The 15,749-nt window shown below is 68.1% G+C and carries 31 protein-coding genes and 1 pseudogene; 4 read left to right on the top strand and 28 right to left on the bottom strand.

Annotation, left to right across the window (positions count from 1 at the left end; translation table 11 throughout):
- Positions 1-22: 22 nt before the first annotated feature.
- From motA to LOK46_RS10745, 27 genes and pseudogenes are all read right to left on the bottom strand, one after another.
- The gene (gene motA / locus LOK46_RS10870) at positions 23-886 is read right to left on the bottom strand and encodes a flagellar motor stator protein MotA (protein ID WP_273563783.1); all 864 of its coding nucleotides are present in this window, start codon (positions 884-886) and stop codon (positions 23-25) included.
- Between the two features lie 588 nt (positions 887-1,474).
- On the bottom strand, positions 1,475-1,759 hold the full coding sequence (locus LOK46_RS10865) for a pyocin activator PrtN family protein (RefSeq protein WP_200906156.1): 285 nt from the start codon (positions 1,757-1,759) through the stop codon (positions 1,475-1,477).
- 103 nt (positions 1,760-1,862) lie between these two features.
- Positions 1,863-1,989 (bottom strand): annotated as a pseudogene (locus LOK46_RS10860) (ClpX C4-type zinc finger protein); the annotation flags it as partial.
- Positions 1,986-2,210: a hypothetical protein gene (locus LOK46_RS10855; RefSeq protein WP_273563782.1), complete on the bottom strand. Its 225-nt coding sequence runs from the start codon at positions 2,208-2,210 to the stop codon at positions 1,986-1,988. The gene LOK46_RS10855 and the pseudogene LOK46_RS10860, both read right to left, overlap by 4 nt.
- A gap of 395 nt (positions 2,211-2,605) precedes the next feature.
- Positions 2,606-2,836 carry a ClpX C4-type zinc finger protein gene (locus LOK46_RS32850; RefSeq protein WP_337251969.1) on the bottom strand — a complete coding sequence of 77 codons (231 nt, stop codon included), beginning with the start codon at positions 2,834-2,836 and terminating at the stop codon, positions 2,606-2,608.
- Positions 2,833-3,252: a hypothetical protein gene (locus tag LOK46_RS10850; RefSeq protein ID WP_273563781.1), complete on the bottom strand. Its 420-nt coding sequence runs from the start codon at positions 3,250-3,252 to the stop codon at positions 2,833-2,835. The genes LOK46_RS32850 and LOK46_RS10850 overlap by 4 nt, the downstream gene beginning before the upstream one ends.
- A gap of 411 nt (positions 3,253-3,663) precedes the next feature.
- Positions 3,664-4,449: a DUF551 domain-containing protein gene (locus tag LOK46_RS10845; RefSeq protein WP_273563780.1), complete on the bottom strand. Its 786-nt coding sequence runs from the start codon at positions 4,447-4,449 to the stop codon at positions 3,664-3,666.
- 1 nt (position 4,450) lies between these two features.
- Positions 4,451-4,915, bottom strand: coding sequence for a hypothetical protein (locus tag LOK46_RS10840; RefSeq protein ID WP_273563779.1), 465 nt, complete (start codon positions 4,913-4,915; stop codon positions 4,451-4,453).
- An 89-nt stretch (positions 4,916-5,004) separates the two neighbouring features.
- Positions 5,005-5,163, bottom strand: coding sequence for a hypothetical protein (locus tag LOK46_RS10835; protein WP_273563778.1), 159 nt, complete (start codon positions 5,161-5,163; stop codon positions 5,005-5,007).
- Positions 5,160-5,525 carry a hypothetical protein gene (locus tag LOK46_RS10830; RefSeq protein WP_273563777.1) on the bottom strand — a complete coding sequence of 122 codons (366 nt, stop codon included), beginning with the start codon at positions 5,523-5,525 and terminating at the stop codon, positions 5,160-5,162. The genes LOK46_RS10835 and LOK46_RS10830 overlap by 4 nt, the downstream gene beginning before the upstream one ends.
- Positions 5,522-6,067 (bottom strand): hypothetical protein, encoded by a 546-nt coding sequence (locus LOK46_RS10825; RefSeq protein WP_273563776.1) that lies wholly within the window; start codon positions 6,065-6,067, stop codon positions 5,522-5,524. The genes LOK46_RS10830 and LOK46_RS10825 overlap by 4 nt, the downstream gene beginning before the upstream one ends.
- Positions 6,068-6,128: 61 nt before the next feature.
- Complete coding sequence (locus tag LOK46_RS10820; protein ID WP_273563775.1) at positions 6,129-6,452, bottom strand: hypothetical protein; 324 nt, start codon at positions 6,450-6,452, stop codon at positions 6,129-6,131.
- Positions 6,449-7,258 (bottom strand): phosphoadenosine phosphosulfate reductase, encoded by an 810-nt coding sequence (locus tag LOK46_RS10815; protein ID WP_273564578.1) that lies wholly within the window; start codon positions 7,256-7,258, stop codon positions 6,449-6,451. Before LOK46_RS10815 ends, LOK46_RS10820 begins: the two co-directional genes overlap by 4 nt.
- On the bottom strand, positions 7,255-7,419 hold the full coding sequence (locus tag LOK46_RS10810) for a hypothetical protein (protein ID WP_273563774.1): 165 nt from the start codon (positions 7,417-7,419) through the stop codon (positions 7,255-7,257). Before LOK46_RS10810 ends, LOK46_RS10815 begins: the two co-directional genes overlap by 4 nt.
- A complete protein-coding gene (locus LOK46_RS10805) occupies positions 7,416-7,652 on the bottom strand; it encodes a hypothetical protein (protein WP_273563773.1) in 237 nt (78 codons plus the stop codon). Before LOK46_RS10805 ends, LOK46_RS10810 begins: the two co-directional genes overlap by 4 nt.
- Positions 7,649-8,017, bottom strand: coding sequence for a helix-turn-helix domain-containing protein (locus LOK46_RS10800; RefSeq protein ID WP_273563772.1), 369 nt, complete (start codon positions 8,015-8,017; stop codon positions 7,649-7,651). Before LOK46_RS10800 ends, LOK46_RS10805 begins: the two co-directional genes overlap by 4 nt.
- Positions 8,014-8,433 (bottom strand): helix-turn-helix domain-containing protein, encoded by a 420-nt coding sequence (locus tag LOK46_RS10795; protein ID WP_273563771.1) that lies wholly within the window; start codon positions 8,431-8,433, stop codon positions 8,014-8,016. Before LOK46_RS10795 ends, LOK46_RS10800 begins: the two co-directional genes overlap by 4 nt.
- A complete protein-coding gene (locus tag LOK46_RS10790; protein ID WP_273563770.1) occupies positions 8,430-8,948 on the bottom strand; it encodes a hypothetical protein in 519 nt (172 codons plus the stop codon). Before LOK46_RS10790 ends, LOK46_RS10795 begins: the two co-directional genes overlap by 4 nt.
- Entirely contained in the window at positions 8,945-9,469 is a 525-nt protein-coding gene (locus LOK46_RS10785; RefSeq protein WP_273563769.1) for a hypothetical protein, read from the bottom strand. Before LOK46_RS10785 ends, LOK46_RS10790 begins: the two co-directional genes overlap by 4 nt.
- Positions 9,466-9,891 carry a hypothetical protein gene (locus LOK46_RS10780; protein ID WP_273563768.1) on the bottom strand — a complete coding sequence of 142 codons (426 nt, stop codon included), beginning with the start codon at positions 9,889-9,891 and terminating at the stop codon, positions 9,466-9,468. The genes LOK46_RS10785 and LOK46_RS10780 overlap by 4 nt, the downstream gene beginning before the upstream one ends.
- On the bottom strand, positions 9,888-10,868 hold the full coding sequence (gene bet / locus LOK46_RS10775) for a phage recombination protein Bet (protein ID WP_273563767.1): 981 nt from the start codon (positions 10,866-10,868) through the stop codon (positions 9,888-9,890). Before bet ends, LOK46_RS10780 begins: the two co-directional genes overlap by 4 nt.
- A 2-nt stretch (positions 10,869-10,870) precedes the next feature.
- Positions 10,871-11,398, bottom strand: coding sequence for a siphovirus Gp157 family protein (locus tag LOK46_RS10770; protein WP_273563766.1), 528 nt, complete (start codon positions 11,396-11,398; stop codon positions 10,871-10,873).
- Positions 11,398-11,844: a hypothetical protein gene (locus LOK46_RS10765; protein WP_273563765.1), complete on the bottom strand. Its 447-nt coding sequence runs from the start codon at positions 11,842-11,844 to the stop codon at positions 11,398-11,400. Before LOK46_RS10765 ends, LOK46_RS10770 begins: the two co-directional genes overlap by 1 nt.
- 23 nt (positions 11,845-11,867) lie before the next feature.
- Complete coding sequence (locus tag LOK46_RS10760; protein WP_273563764.1) at positions 11,868-12,368, bottom strand: HNH endonuclease signature motif containing protein; 501 nt, start codon at positions 12,366-12,368, stop codon at positions 11,868-11,870.
- Positions 12,369-12,761, bottom strand: coding sequence for a hypothetical protein (locus tag LOK46_RS10755; RefSeq protein WP_273563763.1), 393 nt, complete (start codon positions 12,759-12,761; stop codon positions 12,369-12,371).
- Positions 12,762-12,763: 2 nt separating this feature from the next.
- The gene (locus LOK46_RS10750; RefSeq protein WP_273563762.1) at positions 12,764-12,895 is read right to left on the bottom strand and encodes a hypothetical protein; all 132 of its coding nucleotides are present in this window, start codon (positions 12,893-12,895) and stop codon (positions 12,764-12,766) included.
- 99 nt (positions 12,896-12,994) lie between these two features.
- On the bottom strand, positions 12,995-13,411 hold the full coding sequence (locus LOK46_RS10745; RefSeq protein WP_273563761.1) for a hypothetical protein: 417 nt from the start codon (positions 13,409-13,411) through the stop codon (positions 12,995-12,997).
- 273 nt (positions 13,412-13,684) lie between these two features.
- On the opposite strand from LOK46_RS10745, the gene LOK46_RS10740 reads away from it, so the two are divergent.
- Positions 13,685-13,978, top strand: a complete 294-nt coding sequence (locus LOK46_RS10740; protein ID WP_273563760.1) for a hypothetical protein — start codon at positions 13,685-13,687, stop codon at positions 13,976-13,978.
- Here LOK46_RS10740 and LOK46_RS10735 read toward each other — a convergent pair.
- Entirely contained in the window at positions 13,968-14,693 is a 726-nt protein-coding gene (locus tag LOK46_RS10735; protein ID WP_273563759.1) for a LexA family transcriptional regulator, read from the bottom strand. The two genes, LOK46_RS10740 and LOK46_RS10735, sit on opposite strands and share 11 nt — an antisense overlap.
- A gap of 87 nt (positions 14,694-14,780) precedes the next feature.
- Between LOK46_RS10735 and LOK46_RS10730 the strand changes: the two genes are divergently transcribed.
- The 3 genes from LOK46_RS10730 to LOK46_RS10720 are packed head-to-tail and all read left to right on the top strand — an operon-like array spanning position 14,781 to position 15,420.
- Positions 14,781-15,059, top strand: coding sequence for a hypothetical protein (locus tag LOK46_RS10730; protein WP_273563758.1), 279 nt, complete (start codon positions 14,781-14,783; stop codon positions 15,057-15,059).
- Complete coding sequence (locus LOK46_RS10725) at positions 15,056-15,190, top strand: hypothetical protein (RefSeq protein WP_273563757.1); 135 nt, start codon at positions 15,056-15,058, stop codon at positions 15,188-15,190. The genes LOK46_RS10730 and LOK46_RS10725 overlap by 4 nt, the downstream gene beginning before the upstream one ends.
- Positions 15,187-15,420: a hypothetical protein gene (locus tag LOK46_RS10720; protein ID WP_273563756.1), complete on the top strand. Its 234-nt coding sequence runs from the start codon at positions 15,187-15,189 to the stop codon at positions 15,418-15,420. The genes LOK46_RS10725 and LOK46_RS10720 overlap by 4 nt, the downstream gene beginning before the upstream one ends.
- The last annotated feature ends 329 nt before the right edge of the window (positions 15,421-15,749 follow it).

Raw genomic sequence — 15,749 nt, 5'->3', positions numbered from 1 at the left:
CGAATCCCTGCCGGATCTCGGGTCAGCTCTGGGCGGGCAGAGCGGCGGTCGCCGCCTCCACCTCGTTGAAGGTCGGGCGGACGTCGCTCATCAGGGACTTGCGGGCGAACTCGACCGCCATCACCGGGGGCTGGCCGGCGATGTGGGCGAGCAGACCCGCCTTGAGTGAGAGGTAGTATTTGGACTCGGCCTCGAAGAGGCTCTTGAGCGACTGCGCCATGGGCCCGAAGAAGCCGTAGGCGACGAAGACGCCGAAGAAGGTGCCGACGAGCGCGCCGCCGATCAGGTGTCCCAGCACCTCCGGCGGCTCCTTGATCGCGCCCATCGTCTTGATCACGCCGAGCACGGCGGCGACGATGCCGAGCGCCGGCGTCCCGTCGGCGAGCGACTGCATGGCCGAGACGACGCGCTCCTGCTCCTGGTGGTGCGTCTCCAGCTCCTCGTCCATGAGCGCGTCGATCTCGTGGACGTTGTTGGCGCCCAGCGTCACCATCCGCATGTAGTCGCAGACGAACTCGACCGCGTGATGGTTCGCCGCGAAGGTCGGGAAGGCGTTGAACAGCGTCGACTCGCCCGGATCCTCGATGTGCGGCTCGAGCGCCATCGAACCCTTCTGCTTCGCGAGCTTGAACAACGAATACTGCATTCCCAGCAGCTCGACATAGGATTGCTGGTTGTACTTGGGGCCCTTCACGAGCGTGCCCAGCATGGCGGGCACGGCCTTGAGCACCGGCCCGGTGTTGCCGATGACGAAGGCGCCGATCGCTGCGCCGAGGATGATGACGAACTCGAACGGCTGCCAGAGGACCAGCAGATGGCCGCCCATCGCCGCGTAGCTGCCGAAGACGCAGGCGAAGACGATCAATGTGCCGACGATCAGCCGCATGGTGTGCCATCCTTGAGCGGCGGCAGGTGCAGCCCGCGCGACGCTACCAATGATCCGGGAAATCACTGATCTTGGTTAACGGCGCGTTTAGAGCCGTGGCCGGAGGCGGGTGGGAGGCCTCCCCCGGCGCCCGGTGGAGCCGGTTCGGCCCGATGCAGCGGGCGCGGGCGTGTCGCGAACGCGATCGCGCCGACTGTCCCAGGCCGCGGCCGACGCCCACCGGTTGGAAGTCCGGATCTCGCGATCGACCGTGCCGTCTCTTTTGACGACGATCTGGGCGTGATACCCCGTCGTCCCGGCCCTCCGCGCGCTCGACGATGGTGCCCATCGCGCGCCTCGCGATGGCGCGGCGCGGGGCCGAGCCGGCGCGGCAGAGCCGGACGCCGAGCGGTCCGACGACCGATGTGGCCCGCCGAGGTACAGCACGAGAGCGACAGCACGTGATTGCCGCAACGGAAGAACCCCGAACTCTCAGCGGATGGCGCTTCTCCGTCGCCCCGATGATGGACTGGACGGACTGATCGACTTTCCCCTCTGCAATTTGCACTTGCGGGCTGGCGTGTACTAGCTGGCGTATCAGGTTGCCCTTTACTCACACAACTGACGGCACTCTTTTCGGGCTGCCTCAATCCGGCGGTCGAGGTACGCCGCGAGGTCGACCAGAGCGACGCCCTTGGCCGATTTCTGGCTGGCGTCGATCCTCACCACTGGCAGATCCAGCTTGCCCTCGCTTATCCGGCGCAGCAGGTGTTCCTGCGACATCCCATCGAAGAAATCCTCCCGCACGCGATCCAGCGGGATGATGACCCGTGGGCCATAATGCTCCCTGAGGGTCGCGAACGTCGTCGGCGCGCTCGGCTCGGGCAGGCGCATGCTACGGGCCTTCACGACTTGCCTCCTGTGTCACTGTCGGGGAGAGGGGCGGCCTTGGCGGCGAGCCTCTGTCGCTTCTTCGCGGCGATGATCTCGGCGCAGTGGCCTACGTCCTCATCGCAGATGAAGACCGAGCATGGGCCAGCGAGCAGGATATCGACCTCGTGCTCACTGCGACCGCAGAACGAACAGTAGAGGGGCTCGGCAGCCTTTGTGATGGGCCAGGTCATGAGCCCTCCTGCGACAGGAGAGCGAGCTTCGCGGAGACGCGGACCGACGCCTCAACGGGCTTGTGCTTGGGAGTTATCCACCCGGCTTCAGCCCAGTAGGCGTCGACATGGGCTTGTGCCTCGGCCTCGGTGTCGAAGATCCGATCGGTCCAGAGCATCCCGCTCCCGTTCGGGATGACCCAAGCGCGGCGGGGGTAGGACAGCAGGTTCTTAGCGGCCATCGCCAGCCTCCTGGTTCGGGGTGAGGGCGGCGCGGGCGGCTTCGGCGATGCGATGAGCGCACCGACCGCCCCAGCGGTCATCAGGGCACTGCCGGCCAGCCATGACCGTATCAGTTCCGCACGGGTTGCCTGTGGCCGTGCAGCGTTCCGGCCCAGGGGCGGGCGGCGTCCGGATCGCCAAGCAGCCTCCGACCTCGTGCTGCTGGTATGGGTACTCAGGCATCGCCAGCGGGCGCGGGATGGGTTGCGCAGGTGGCCCAGGCATCTTGGCGAGTGCCGCTTGGATGGCTTCACGGAAGGCCGGTCCGGGGCCGAGCAGATGCGGCTGTCCTGGCCAGCGGTCTCGCACGACGGCCCAGGCTGCAGCGATCATCTCGGGCGTCGGGACGAAGGGCTCAGCGGGCACGGCGAGCATCCTGTCTCGGAGGCGGCACGATCTGCCACGTCTTGCGCCACGCCCGGCTCAGCGGAGTCGTCTTCTCAGCGACGACCCAAGCGGCAACTTCCACGCACTCGTCGCAAATATGGACCGTCCTTCCGCAAAGGAGCGCCGCAACCTCGTATTGGCTGTGACCGCAGAACGAACAGTAGAGGGGCTCGGCAGCCTTTGTGATGGGCCAGGTCATGAGCCCTCCTGCGACAGGAGAGCGAGCTTCGCGGAGAGGGCTTCGCGGGCATCCTCACACCAGCCGCGTTCGGCCTCGGCATCGCATTCTCCGCAGGGAGTGATCCCTTCGGCCCCGTCGCAGTGCTTCGCGCACAACTCACGGGCCTTGGCCGCGATGGCTTCCTCAGAGATGCCTTGGCGAGCGAGGATCAGCCCCCGCACATAGTTGCCAGCCGCGGCCAGGAACGTGGCGTTCGCCTTCTCGGCGCCAGAGCCGGTGCTGGTGAGCGCGATGGTCAACGCCGGCATCCCGTTCCGGCAGACCTTGATGGCGTAGTGGTCCGGCCAGGATGAGAACTCGCCGGGCGTGGCCTTCGCGCTCAGAGCCGAAAGCTCGGAAAGGCGCGCGTCCTCAATCTGCTCAGCGTGGCTCATGATCGCCAGCCTCCTGGTTCGGGTTGAGGGGCAGGCCTCTGATCGCGGCAGCTAGGTCGGCTCGTGTCGTCGCCCGGTAGCCATTGCCGGGCGGGCTACGAGGGCCGCGCGAGTGCCAAGCCAGGATCTGCTCAGGAAAGGTCTCGAGCAGCCTCGCGTAGGCTTCCCGCATCGCCTCCCCGCCCTGCTCAGCCTCGAGGAGACGGGAGCGGAGTTGGGCGATCTCGGCGCGAAGGCGCTCAACTTCGTTTGGCGGTGGCGGTAGGACCGGCGCACGGTCGTCCTGCATCGCGTGGTGAAGCTCGGTCTCGCAGCGCTCGCAGCTCGTGCCGTAGTACTCCTGTTCCTCGGCGGTGAGTGGGCGCCCACAGTGAGCACAGGCGGCCGTCCGGCCGGTCTCGGGGGCAGAGGTCATGGCGTCTGGCCTTCGGCCACCGCGCCCTCGTGAACGAAGCCGCCTTCAGCGTCTTCGCCCTTCGGGCTTCGGTCGCATGACGCTGGCGGCTCCGGGATCGGCATCCAGTGCGTCGGGCCGAAGTTCTTCAGCTCGTCGGGGTCGACGTCCTCGTCCACCTCGGCATCAGGGTCGAAGCCGGCGTCGTTCTCGTCCACAGAGCCTTCGCCCGTGAACCACTGGCCCTGCTCGAAGCGCCCCATCTGGACGCCCCAGGTCCAGTCCCAGGCCGCCGCGTAGAGCAACACGTCGGTGCCGTCCTTGGGCGCCGTCGCAATTGGCTGCCACCCGCGCGAAGGACACTCGGGCGAAGCCTTGAGACCGGAGGGCTCAACTCGCGAGTGGCCTGACCCCATCGGGGTCGCGCCCTTCGTCTCTTCCTTCCTCGATCCTGTAGAGGCGACGAGCTTGCCGGTAAGGCCAGACTGCAACTCATAGGCAGCGTCGAGATGCTCGGTCGGCTCCTCGTTCCCGCAGCGGGAGCACGTCAGGAACCCGCTCTTGAGGTACATCAGCGCCATCTCTGCCGAGGCGCGGACTGCCTTCTCGCCAGCGATCTGGCCGGTGGTGTGGGCCAGCCTCAGAGCTTCGGCGATGTCGGTCAGGTGCCCTGCCGGCAAGGCTATGTCGCTGCCCCGCATGAATGCCGTCTGCATCCACTTCAGGCGGATGTCCTTGGCGGCCTCATAGGCCCAATCGCTCGCCCCTTCTCCGGCCGGTGCAGTGTTGGTTGCTTCGGCCATGTCAGGCCTCCGAGGCGGTGAGAGCGGAGGACTCGGGCTCAAGCAGCCGGGTGATCTCGGCAGGAAGAGCCGGCGGCGTCAGCTCGACAGCCTGCGGGGCGGCCCAGGGCTCGCCAGCGGTCGGCTCCGGTCCCCAGTCCACGACGATCTCGCCCGTGGCGAGGTAGTGGTCGCGGAGGCGTTTGAGGGTGGCGATGACGCGGTGGGCGGGGTAGCGAACGACGCCTTCGCCCTCATCAAAGTAGCCGTCCGGCATGTAGAGGTCATTCGGAACGACGTCTTCGGGGTCGAAGGCCTCGCAACCAATCGTGTCGCCGAACAGCAGATCCGAATGCGCGAGGATGCAGCCGCATTCGCCGACGAGCGGGCGCTGTCGGACGGACGTGAAGGCCATATTGATCCGCTCCGGCGGCTGCGCCTCCAGATGCGCGATGAGCTTGTCGAGGTTCGGGACGTTGAGGGTCATCTCAGTCTCCTATCGGTTCGATCGAATGAGGCAGCGCAGCCAAGTCCGCCTCGCTCCTGCTGAGCGGGGAGTCTGTTGGGGCGCCCGCATCAGCGGTCCTCGGTCAGCCACAGCAGCGGCCAGACCGTCGCCCACATCCCGGCCCAGCGCAGGGCATCCTGCGGGCCCGGGTACATGCTGGCTCTGTTCAAGCCGACGATGACGCCGGCTCCCATCCAGCCCATCACAGCCAGTGCGGCGCCGGTCATCGCGTGAGATCCCCGCCCCAGGCCCGGCTCACGAAGGCAACGAAGCCGTTGAGGTTGCCGAGCACGAGGGACTTCTCGTCCTCACTCGCGGAGACCCAGATCATCTCCATGATGAACTCCTGCTTCAGGCGCTCCAGATCGGCCAAGCGCAGGACTGCGCGCTGAGCAATTGCCTCGTCCCGTGCGGCAGCCTCTGGCGACTGCATCGCTTCGTCGAAATCGCGGGCGAATTCTTCATTCGTAATCATCTCAGTGTCCCTTTTCAATTTGCGAACCATCGGCCCCAGCCGGTAGCCAACGAAGGCAGAGGACGCTGCGGTGTAGGCGAGCAGACCGGCGGCCAGGGCGAGGGAGGGGGTCATGTCGACGCCTCGTCTTCAGCCATCTCGGCACGAAGCTCTGCGGCGTGTTCGGGATCGACGATGTCCCAGTCGGCCAGCGTCATGCAGTCTTCGCAGACTGCCTTGCCGGCGACGTTGTGGCCGCACATCTCTTTGGCTGTTTCGTAGTCGCAGCGTGAGCAGATCGCCTCACTGCCGATGTCGAGCCAGTCGCCGCTGCCGATACTGGCTTCCGGGCGGCCATCCCATTGGGTGACGCGCGTCGCCTCGTAGTTGCCCCGCGCCAAGCAGGGCTCGCACTCGCAGCCGTCCGGGCCGGCGAAGTCCTCATCGTCCTCGCCTTCGCACTCATCGCAGCGGAGAAGGACAGCCGCCTCGCGCGTCGCCGCACGGATGATCTCGTGATCCCACTCGCCGGGCGTGCCAACGATCCAAGTCGGCAGCGGAGGCTTCACGGCCTTGGCGATAGGCGCGACGGGGACGCTTGCTCCCGCCGGTAGCCCGGCGACGGCAGCAACTGCACCTGCGCTCGCCAGGAATGCTCTGCGGCTGACAGAGGTCATGCGTCATCTCCCGCGGTGATCGCGATGGCGCCGGCTAGGGCGAGGGGGAGGAGGACGGAGGTCATACGGCCTCCCGCGTGCTGTCCCAGATCGTTTCGGACGGGGTCACGATCAGCCAGGAGTGCTGGCACAGCCGCTCCCGCAGCCGGTTCGCGAGCGCGATGGCCTTTGCGAAGATCAGATCGGGCTCGGCCGGGAAGCGCGGGTAGTTCAGCAGCCCGACGCGCACGCCAGCCTCGGCGCCGCCCGTGTAGATGAACTCGGTCGGCTCGACCGTGACGCAGAGCCCCGACATGCAGAACTCGCGGCAGACCTGCCGAGCCGTCGCGAGATCGCCCGCGAGGTAGATCGTGGCCGTGAAGGTGGGGTCGATGCGGCTGGTCATTGCTCGCACCACATGCTGTCACAGACGGCGGCGGGCTCTTCCGGCGGCTCGTACTGGCCGCGGGGGCTATGGGCCCACTTGATGATCTCGTGGATGCCCTTGGCGCCCATGCTCCGATGTGGCCGGTACATCGTCTTGCCGACCTCGGCCTCGAGGGCGGCGATGGCTTCGATGTCGGCCTGATCGAACAGGCGCAGATCGGCCTTGTTGGCGTTGATGCAGCGGCACTCGCGGGACCGGTGCGGCAGCACCTCGATGCCGGCGCGGGCGAGCAGGGCGTTGCGGCCCTCCTCCTTCATCTCGACGAAGGGTGCGAGCACCGCGCGATTGCCGTGATTGCCGCTCTTCGGCGAGAACCCAGGCCACTGAGCGCGACCGTCGTTCGGGTTTTTGGCTTCCTCGTGCCGGACGCCGACGATGCAGATCGCCCGCTTCTCCGGATCGTGCTCGGCGAGCCAGCGCATGCCCGGCTCGATCTTGAGGCGCCAGGAGCACCACTGGAAGCGCTGGGTCGGAAACCCCTTCTTCTCGCGGGCGAGGTTGGCGAAGCCGATGGACGACGTGCGGTAGGTCGCAAAGCCCAGGCTTTGAGCCCAAGCCTCCATCTTCTCGACGCGCTCGGCCCACGCCGCGGTGGCCCAGCCCGTGTCGGAGTAGACGACAGCGACGCCCTCAAGGCCCCACTCATGCGCCCACTGGATCAGCGCACAGCTATCGTTGCCGTAGCTGGAGAAGATCACGAAGCGGATCGCCGTGCTGGCGGTTGCCGCGACGGGGAAGAGATCGGTCTGCGTGGGCGAGGTCATGCGCAAGTCCTCTCGTCCTCACCCGCCTTCACGGCGGCCAGGGCATCGGTGGCGGGGAGAGCGGAAACAGCGCGACGGATGTCGAGCCAGAGGCTGATGAGCTTGACGCCGAGGCGGCCAGCGAAGGGGATGAGGAGCCAGAGGGCGAGGTGCTGGTTCATGCCGCGGCTCCCGGATGATCGGTCGGAGCGCGCTCAATCGTGCGTCCGCAGGTCCGGCAGACGTCCCGCACGTAGATGCGGACCTTGGCCGCCTGAAGCACGGAGACCGTGAAGTCGCGATCACCCTGGGTGTCGGCCGGGGTGCCAGGCGCCTCGTCGTATCGGGGCTCATAGTGGCAGCCGCGGATCCACTTGCCCCGCCGGGTGCAGTAGGGGTTCGGGCCGGCGCTCATGCCGCCTCCCCCCTCGCAGCGGCCTCGCGGCGCACGGCTTCCTCAAGCGCGGAGGTGGCGGCACGCTGGGCGGCGCGGGCTTCGGCGACAGAGAGGGGCTCCGGCACCCGGACCGGGCCCGGCTCGTCGTAGAAGGACGCCACCGGTGCCCCGAGAAGCTCGGCAACCTCCTCGAGCCGGCCGGCGCCGATGCGGTTCGTCCCGAGCTCGTATTTCTGGACCTGCTGGAAGCTGACGCCGAGAGCGTTGCCGAGATCGGTCTGGCTGAGGCGCATGAGCTCGCGGCGGGCTCGGATCCGTGCACCGATGCGGATGTCGCGATCGGTGGTGCGCTTCGGGGCGGGGGCAGGCACGGCGGCGCTCACGGGCACACCGCGGCGAGCGCGGCGCGGCGCTCGTCCTCGGATGCGGCGCGGAATCGGTTCAGCAGCACGCGCTCGTCGGCCGTCGCCGCGATGGCGGCCATGTCGAGCCCGTCGATCAGCGCGATGTCGAAGCCGTAGAGATCCGCGATCCTGGTGCGCATCTCCGGCGGGACGGCCTGCTTGGCCCGCTCCCACTTCGAGAGGAGGGCCTGCGAGATCCCGAGCTGCCGGGCGGCCTCGACCTGGAGCATGCCCTTCCGGAGCCGTGGCTCGCGGATGAGGCGGGCGACGCGCAGGCGCTCGGCCTGCTCGAGGCGGCCGTCCACCCGCTGCGGGCGGGGCCCGGCCTCGTAGCGCGGGCGAGACGGTCCCCGGGGCGCCGGCTGGCGCAGGAATGCGAGCTCGCTGGCGCTCATCGGCGCGGCTCCGTGAAGGTGTTGCGGGGAAGGCCGGCGAGCTTGCTCGGGACCCGGCAGGGCGAAGGCTTGTCGGCGGGCCGGCCGGGCAGGCCGCGCCCCTGGATCGTCTTCTGCGGCGGCTGCCAGCGATCCGGCTTCGGCGCCCAGCGCGCGATGCTCGGATCGTCGGGGGCGACCTCGCCACGATCGATCCGCTTCCCGACGAGCTGCCGGGTCTTCCGCATCTCGCCGACATCGCTGCCGGCGGTGGTGGCGCCGGTACCGCGGGTTTTCACCGCGTGCCGCGCCTTCGGCCGCCAGACGAGATACCTGGGGTCGTGCTGGTGCGGGCGGTGCTCGCCGGTGGCGGAATCCACGTCGCGGAGCCCTAGGGCCGGCTCGTGGTCGAGCTCCAGTTCCACGGGCTCGCTGACTGCCACCATGCCCAGGCGCTTCATCAGCTCGGCAATCTGGCGCTTAGACGCCTCGAGCTGCTTCGCGAGCGGCACGGCGCGGCGGGGCTCGGCCTTCATGCCGCCCTCCCGACGTTCGCGCTGAGCGCCGAGGCCGGAACGCCGATCAGATCGGCGACCACCTCGAGGCAGCCCTGCTTGGACCGCTGGAAATCCTCGCGACCCATGGCCCGCAGCGACTGCGACATGGCCCGCAGATGCCGGACGACGTCCCGGCGGACCTCGGTGACGCTGTAGGGGTCTAGGCTGCCGATGACGGTCGCGAGCCGCTGAGCCTCGGCCTGCGAGCCGCAGACGTGCTCGGTGACCGTGGCGAAGCCGGCCTTGATGAGGGCGAACTTCCGCAGGGCCTCGGCGGTCGGGAACCGCTCGGCCAGATGCTCGGGCAGCGTGCGCCAGGCGTCGCCGATCTCAGCGAACTGGTGCCCGTGCGAGGCGCGCGAGCGCTGCTCCTCCGGGACGAGGTTGCGGATCTCGCCGATGGCGTAGTGCTTGTCGGCGACCCGCTGCCAGTGCGGGGTGAGAGGCACCCAGCTCTCGCCCGTGTAGCGGTGCGGGATCGGCGGAACGATGTCCGTCACAGCGCGCCTCCAACGTTCGAGAAGAGGTCGATCTGGCCGGGCAGCGCGGCGGACGGCGGCGTCGCCCGGCGGCCCGGGACGGCCGGCTTCGCGCCGCGCCCGAAGAGGCCGCTCGCGTAGACCGGGTACTCGTGGCAGTTCTTCCGCCGGTCGGTGGCGCACGGCCGGGTCCGTCCGGTCTTGACGATCACGCCCTCGCGGATCGCGCGCTTCCAGACGCTGCCCCAGGCGTTCGGCGAAGTCGGCCGCACGGCGCAGGCGGTCAGCACGTCATCGACGTGCACCGTGGCCTGACGGGTCGCGACGGAGAGGATGGCCGCGTAGGCGGCGACAGCGAAGGCGGGCTGGCGGCGATCCTCCGCCTCGGCCGCGGCCTCCATGCCGGCATCGCGCCGGGCGCGGGCGTCAATGAGGGCGCTCATGACCCGGCACCGCGCTGCGCCGCCTCGATCGCCTTCTTCGTCTCCAGCGGGTCGCGAGAGTCGTCGCGGCCCCACCACTCCCGCAGGCCGTGCCGGTTCTGCATCTCCCAGGCGCGCACGGCCGCTGGATCGCCGGCGAGGGCCTTGAGGTGCTCCCGCACGCGGTCGGCGATGCGGCCGATCTCGACGGGCTCCAGGGGCGTATTCGGCCCGAACTGGAAGAGGATTGTCCGGCCGGCGCCAATGCGCTCCAGCCGCTCCTGTGTGGCACCCTCGGCCGCCGCCTCGGACGGCAGCACCTCAGACGCCCGGCTCCGGTCCATCTCCTCGGCGGCGTAGACGTTCGCGAGATCGTCCGGCCACGCCTTGCGCAGAGCCAGAGCCTCGGCGACCTTCGCCAGCATCAGCCGGGGCATCTTCCCCCAATTGCCGGACGTGTCGAGCTTCAGGATCCGGGTCGCGCCCTCGGCGGGGACGACGTCGTACTTCACGTCGCCGTTCGGCCATGTCTTGCCCGAGTCCTTCCGGACCACGTCCGACCACTGCTCGGTGACCGGCGCGTACTCCTCCCAGTAGGCGGAGGCCGTCACGCGGTGCCACCCGCCGTGCGCGAACTTGAACACCCGGACGGTGGCCTTCACGAGCCCCGCGGGGTTGGCCGGGCCCTTCAGCTCGGGATCGATCTCAAAGGATGGCTCGTCCTCGTCCGGCCGGTAATCGCCGGTCCGGTCCGCGATCGCGCGAAAGCCGTCGATCGCCACGATGATCGACATCCGCCGCTTGGCCGGCTTGTCCTTGTTGTAGACGAAGGCGAAGATCTGCCGGCGCAGCGGGTCCAGGCGCAGATGCCGAGCCGTGTGAACGAAGAGGTTGAACTCGTCGTCGTTGGTGTCGGCGGCGACCGTCCGGCGGATCAGCGCCACGGCCTTGGCGTCGTAGGCGGCCGCGGCCGCGGGCATGGAGACCACGTTCGACACGTTCAGGCCCTCCGGATGCTGATGGTGGTGCCGCCGTTGCTCAGGCTGGCGCCGGGGACGTCCCGGCCTTCCTTCAGCGCGGCCAGCAGTGCGCGGCGGTCGAGCTTCGGCGGCTGCGGCTGCCAAAACTCAGCGGGGATGTCGGCGATTTCACCCTCGACGACCTTCGGCGCGACCGGGCGCAGCGTGACCGTGCCGCCGTCCGTCTCGATCGTGGGCCGGCCCGAGATCTCCAGGGCCTGCACGAGCAGCCGGCGCTTGAACTCGGCGCGCTCCCCGTACAGCGCGACCCGGAGTGCGATCTGGTCCTGGTAGGCCTTCAGGCCGACGGCGTGCGCCTCGTCCTCGCCGATGGCGTGCACGAGCGTGGAGACGAGCCCGTCGAGGTCAGTCTCGCCCTCAAGCGAATCCCGGATGAAGAGCTCATCACCCTGCGCGAGATCGGAGAGGTGCTCCCGCAAGACGCGGGCGGCCTCCAGCTCCTTCACGGCGTCGCGGGTGAGGTCGGGCCGGCGGCGGGCGGTAGCCATCACGCGGCCTCCCCGTTCGCGCCAGCAATGCTGACGATCTCGAAGGGGCCGCGGCCGGCCATCTCGTTCGCCTTGGCGCAAGCGCCCGGCCCGAACCGCCGGACGTCGCCGACGGAGAACTTCGACCCGCGCAGGGCCGCGTCGGTGCAGCAGCCCTGCTCATCCGTGATGCGGATGATCTCCAGGGCCATGTCGGCAGTCATCCGCCGTGCATGCTCGTCTTGGAAGCCGGCCCAGCCAGCGCGCAGATCCGCAACGACCTGACCCAAGTCATCGCCCTTGCACACGAAATTCGGGCTGCGCTGACTCATGCCGCCTGCGTAGATCGAGGCGCTGAGGATGCCCTCCGCGTATTCGGAGACGGTGATGCTGACGGAGACGTAGGCCTTCGGGCCGATCTCGGTTCGCAGAGCCGCGAGCGCGGCATGCGCCTCGACAGCGCTCATGGGGGTGATGGTCTTAGCCCGCTTCATTTGTGAAGACCTCCATCGCCAGCAACACGAGACGCCTCTTCAAGACTGTCGAAGATGCCGCGGTAGAACACTTTGCCGCCCGCACATCCCGAGACTTGATATTTGATCTTCCCGTGTCGAAGGAGTTGGCTGACGTACTTCGGTACGTGAGAAGGCTTGCGCGTTCTCGCGCTGTTGATTGAATTTCCGTAAGGGTCCACGAGCCTTAGGTTGGCAATCCTGTTGTCAGCACGATCCCTGTTGATGTGATCGATCAGCATGTCTCGCGGCGGATGCGAGCCGCTATAGAGAGCCCAAGCAAGACGATGGGCAAACATATGGTGGCGGATGCCGTTGATAGTCGGGCTAACTACGACGTATCCCTGATTGCTTATGCTGCGAAATTCTTTCCCAGCCGGCGAGGTTGAGCGCCGAACCTTGAGGCGAATGACGCCAGCTTCGGGGTCATACGAGTAGAGAGCGGACAGCTCGTCGAGGCTTGGCAGCGGCCGGGGCATCTACAGCGCCCCCGCGCCCGCAACGGCGGGCAGCCGCGCCGCCGGCGCCGCCAGCCGCGCATCCTTGTCGTTCCGGCCGAGCCGGATCTGCATCGCCAGGGCGAGCGAGATGCTGGTGACGGTGCCCGCGTGGGGCTCGCCGAACATCAGGGCGTGGGCGGCCTGCTGGTAGGCGTACTCGGCCTCGAAGGCGATCTTGTTGACGCGCTTCAGGCGCTCGTCGGGGAGGCCCTTGTTGAAGGCGGTGGTCCGGGCACCGTCGTCGATGTCCTGGAGGAGCTTCTGCCGGGCCGCGAGGGCAATCAGCAGATCGTCGTAGGCCGCGTCGGCCTTCTCGCGCAGCGTTGGCGTGTCGAGATGGCGGGGCTGGTCAGTGGCGGTGAGGAGGCACATGACTAGGCGGCTCCATGCAGGCGGAGGACGATCACCACGCCGAGGCCGAGACCGGCCAGGACGTAGAGGGTGAGCCCGGCGGCGAGGCCGCGGGCGGTCGCGTCCGGCAGGACGTCGGCGAGGAAGGCGCGCATGACGGCTCCGGAGGTTCAGGCGGGGAGGAAGGCGGCGCTCGCGGCGGCGACCGTGAAGAGGGCGGCCACGGCGATGAGGGTCAGGATCTCGACCACAGCTCAGGCCGCGGGCTTGAGGTCGGAGACGATGGCGGCGCGCTCGGCCGTGTTCTCGGCCAGCCGGTGCACGTGCACCTCGGTGGCGCCCTTGCTGCGAGCCTTGGCGGTCCAGCGCTGAAGGGTGCCGGCATCCAGGCCGGACACGGCGCTGATCAGCTCGGCGATGCCGTCCTTGTCGCGGCCGACGGCGATGCAGACGGCCTCGGCGCCCTCGTCAGCCTCGAAGCCGACGATCGGATGCACGCCGACCACGTAGCGCCGGCCGGAACGGCCGCGCCAGGCCGAAAGCGGCAGAGCCGGAGCGCCCCGTAGGCCGGCCGTGGTCTTCAAGCGTTCCTCGCGCACGTCGTGCCTCTGCTTCCTGTCGGACTTCAGGTCGCGAAGGGCGGCGGCCCAGCTCATCTTGCGGTTGGACATCGGGGCGGCTCCATCGCGTCGCTGCGATGAAGCGAAATTAATGGGGGACATTGCCCCCGTCAATGGCCGGCGAGGGCATTTGCCCCCATTTTTTGCCGAGGCGCCGCAAAATCCGCCAGTTGTGGCGTTATCCACACCGCAACTTCTGAGGATTTTTCAGCGCAATCAACGCGCTACACGGCATTCGTCCACCGGAATAAAGATTCCTTGGCCTCTCGTTGACTCCCATCCTGATGAGAACATGATGGCAACATTCAACAGGAGAGACAGCCCATGCCGTTGCTGATGCCGTCGAATTGCGAGCTCGCCAGGGAGACGCTTCCGCTCCTCCAGGAGCGTTCCTTCAGCGTCCGCTTGAGGTGCGTTTGCTGCGACCGCGAGCGTTCACAGATCGTGCGTCTGGCCGACGAGCCGAACGATCCCGCAACGGTTCAGGAGTTCTACGAAGGAGGCGCGACGCGCGAGATCGATCCCGATTGCATCTACTGCGGTGAGACGGGCGCAGTGATCCTCGGCGTGGTCTACCTTCGGCAGCCGGGAGACGAGCGCTCCGCAGCTATCGGATAACCTGGTTGTTGAACACGAACCGGACGAGCGCGAGCACTACGACCTCGCGCCCGTCGTCCGGCGCATCATTCTCTGGGACGAAGATCGCCTCATGCTCGGGGTTGGTCGACTGAGGTCGCAGCTCCCAACCGCCCGACACCTTGAAGACCGCTTTGACCGAACGCTCCCGAAGGCGCCCGCCGTCGATCGTCTGCTGAACGACGACGATCTGGCCGTCTGTGAGCCGGATGCCAAGGTCGGCCCACACTGCGCAGATGATGAAGTCGCCATCCATGATCGGACGCGGCTTGGCCGCGTTCATCGAGTCACCGTCGACCCGGTACGCGATCTGCCGAGCGGCCGGATAGTCGGGATCTCGCGGCGCCGAGATGGCCTCACCAAGATCATCGTCGAACGCCGACGCTCGCAAAAAAGCTCCGGCTTTCACGGCGCCGTCTACGCGCGCAAGCGTGAATAAGTGGCCGGCATTGGTGAGGCCGCCCCGGTCCTGAACCCTCAGGGTCTTGGGCCCGGCCTCGAACGCCAGCCAGGAAGGCGAGACGTTTAAGCCCACCGCTAGCTTCTCCACGGTCGCCATCGTCGGCGAATTGTCCGTGCGCTTGAGGATGTCCTTGATCGCCGTGGCGCCGAGCCCCGAATCCAGTGACGCGGCTCGGGCCGACTTCTTCAGCTCTTCCAGGCGCTCGCTGATGCGCTCCCGTATGTCCCTCGTCATGCGGGGGACGATACCCTCAACTATTTTTGTTCCGGAGGAGGATGTAGCCCTTGACCGATGGGGGACATTGCCCTCACTTATGGACCCATGCTCACGACCGATCATCTCCTGCGGGTTATCGACGCCTTTCGGGAAGCCCGTGAGGTCTCGGACGCGCGCGTCTCGGCGCTCCTCTTCAACGACGGCAAGCGAGTGCGCCTCCTGCGCTGCGGCGGCGACGTCGGATCCCGGCCGTTGGCCGCTTCCTTCCAGTGGCTGTCGGATCATTGGCCCGCCGGCGGTGAGTGGCCCGCGGACGTGCCGCGCCCTCCGGTCTCTGAGGCGCTCGTCATGGCGAGCGCCCAGCCCGAGGCGCTCGCGTCATGAGCACGCTGATCGCGCTCCCGATCGCCTGCTCGGTCTCCACCGGTGCCGCTGCCCTGCTGTGGTGTCGCGGACTCCTCCCGATCATCGCCACGACGCTAGCCGTCGGTGCCTGCGTGCTGGTGCTGGCATGAGGACGCTGGCGAACACGCCTGAGCGCATCGCACGCGAACTCAGCGACGGCGCGCAGGTCGAGATCACCCACGCCCACGGCCGCACGTACCTCCGGATCAAGCCGAAGGGCGCGCGGTGCTGGTGCTCGGCCCCCGTTGATCTCGAGAGTGCCGAGATCCTGGCCGGCCGTTGGGCCCTCATGAACAGCGTCGAGCGCGCGGCCCGCGCCGCCAAGCAGCGGGAGGGCTGACATGCTCGCCGATCTCGTCTGCCTCGGCATCGCGCTCCTTCCGCAGATCAGCCTGCTGTTCTGGTCGCCCGCGCCCGCGCGGGTCGCTGCCGGAGGTCGTCGCTGATGCGCGCCTCGATCCTCTTCCAGACCCCGCGACAGGGGCCCACCACGCCTTCCGACCTGTCGCGGCAACTCGCTCGGCCCACAACGCCCACCGGGCCGAGCCTTTCTCATCCGCAGATCCGCGGTGTCGGCCTGCCTGCCGGCACATCGCGGAGGGCTCTCGGCCGTCCTTCGGTCGCTCGTGTTCAGCCGAGAGCCCGCGCCTCTTCACCGCGTACCCGCGC

Source organism: Methylobacterium sp. NMS14P (genome assembly GCF_028583545.1).
Classification (GTDB): domain Bacteria; phylum Pseudomonadota; class Alphaproteobacteria; order Rhizobiales; family Beijerinckiaceae; genus Methylobacterium.
This window is presented reverse-complemented; position numbering and strand designations above follow the sequence as displayed.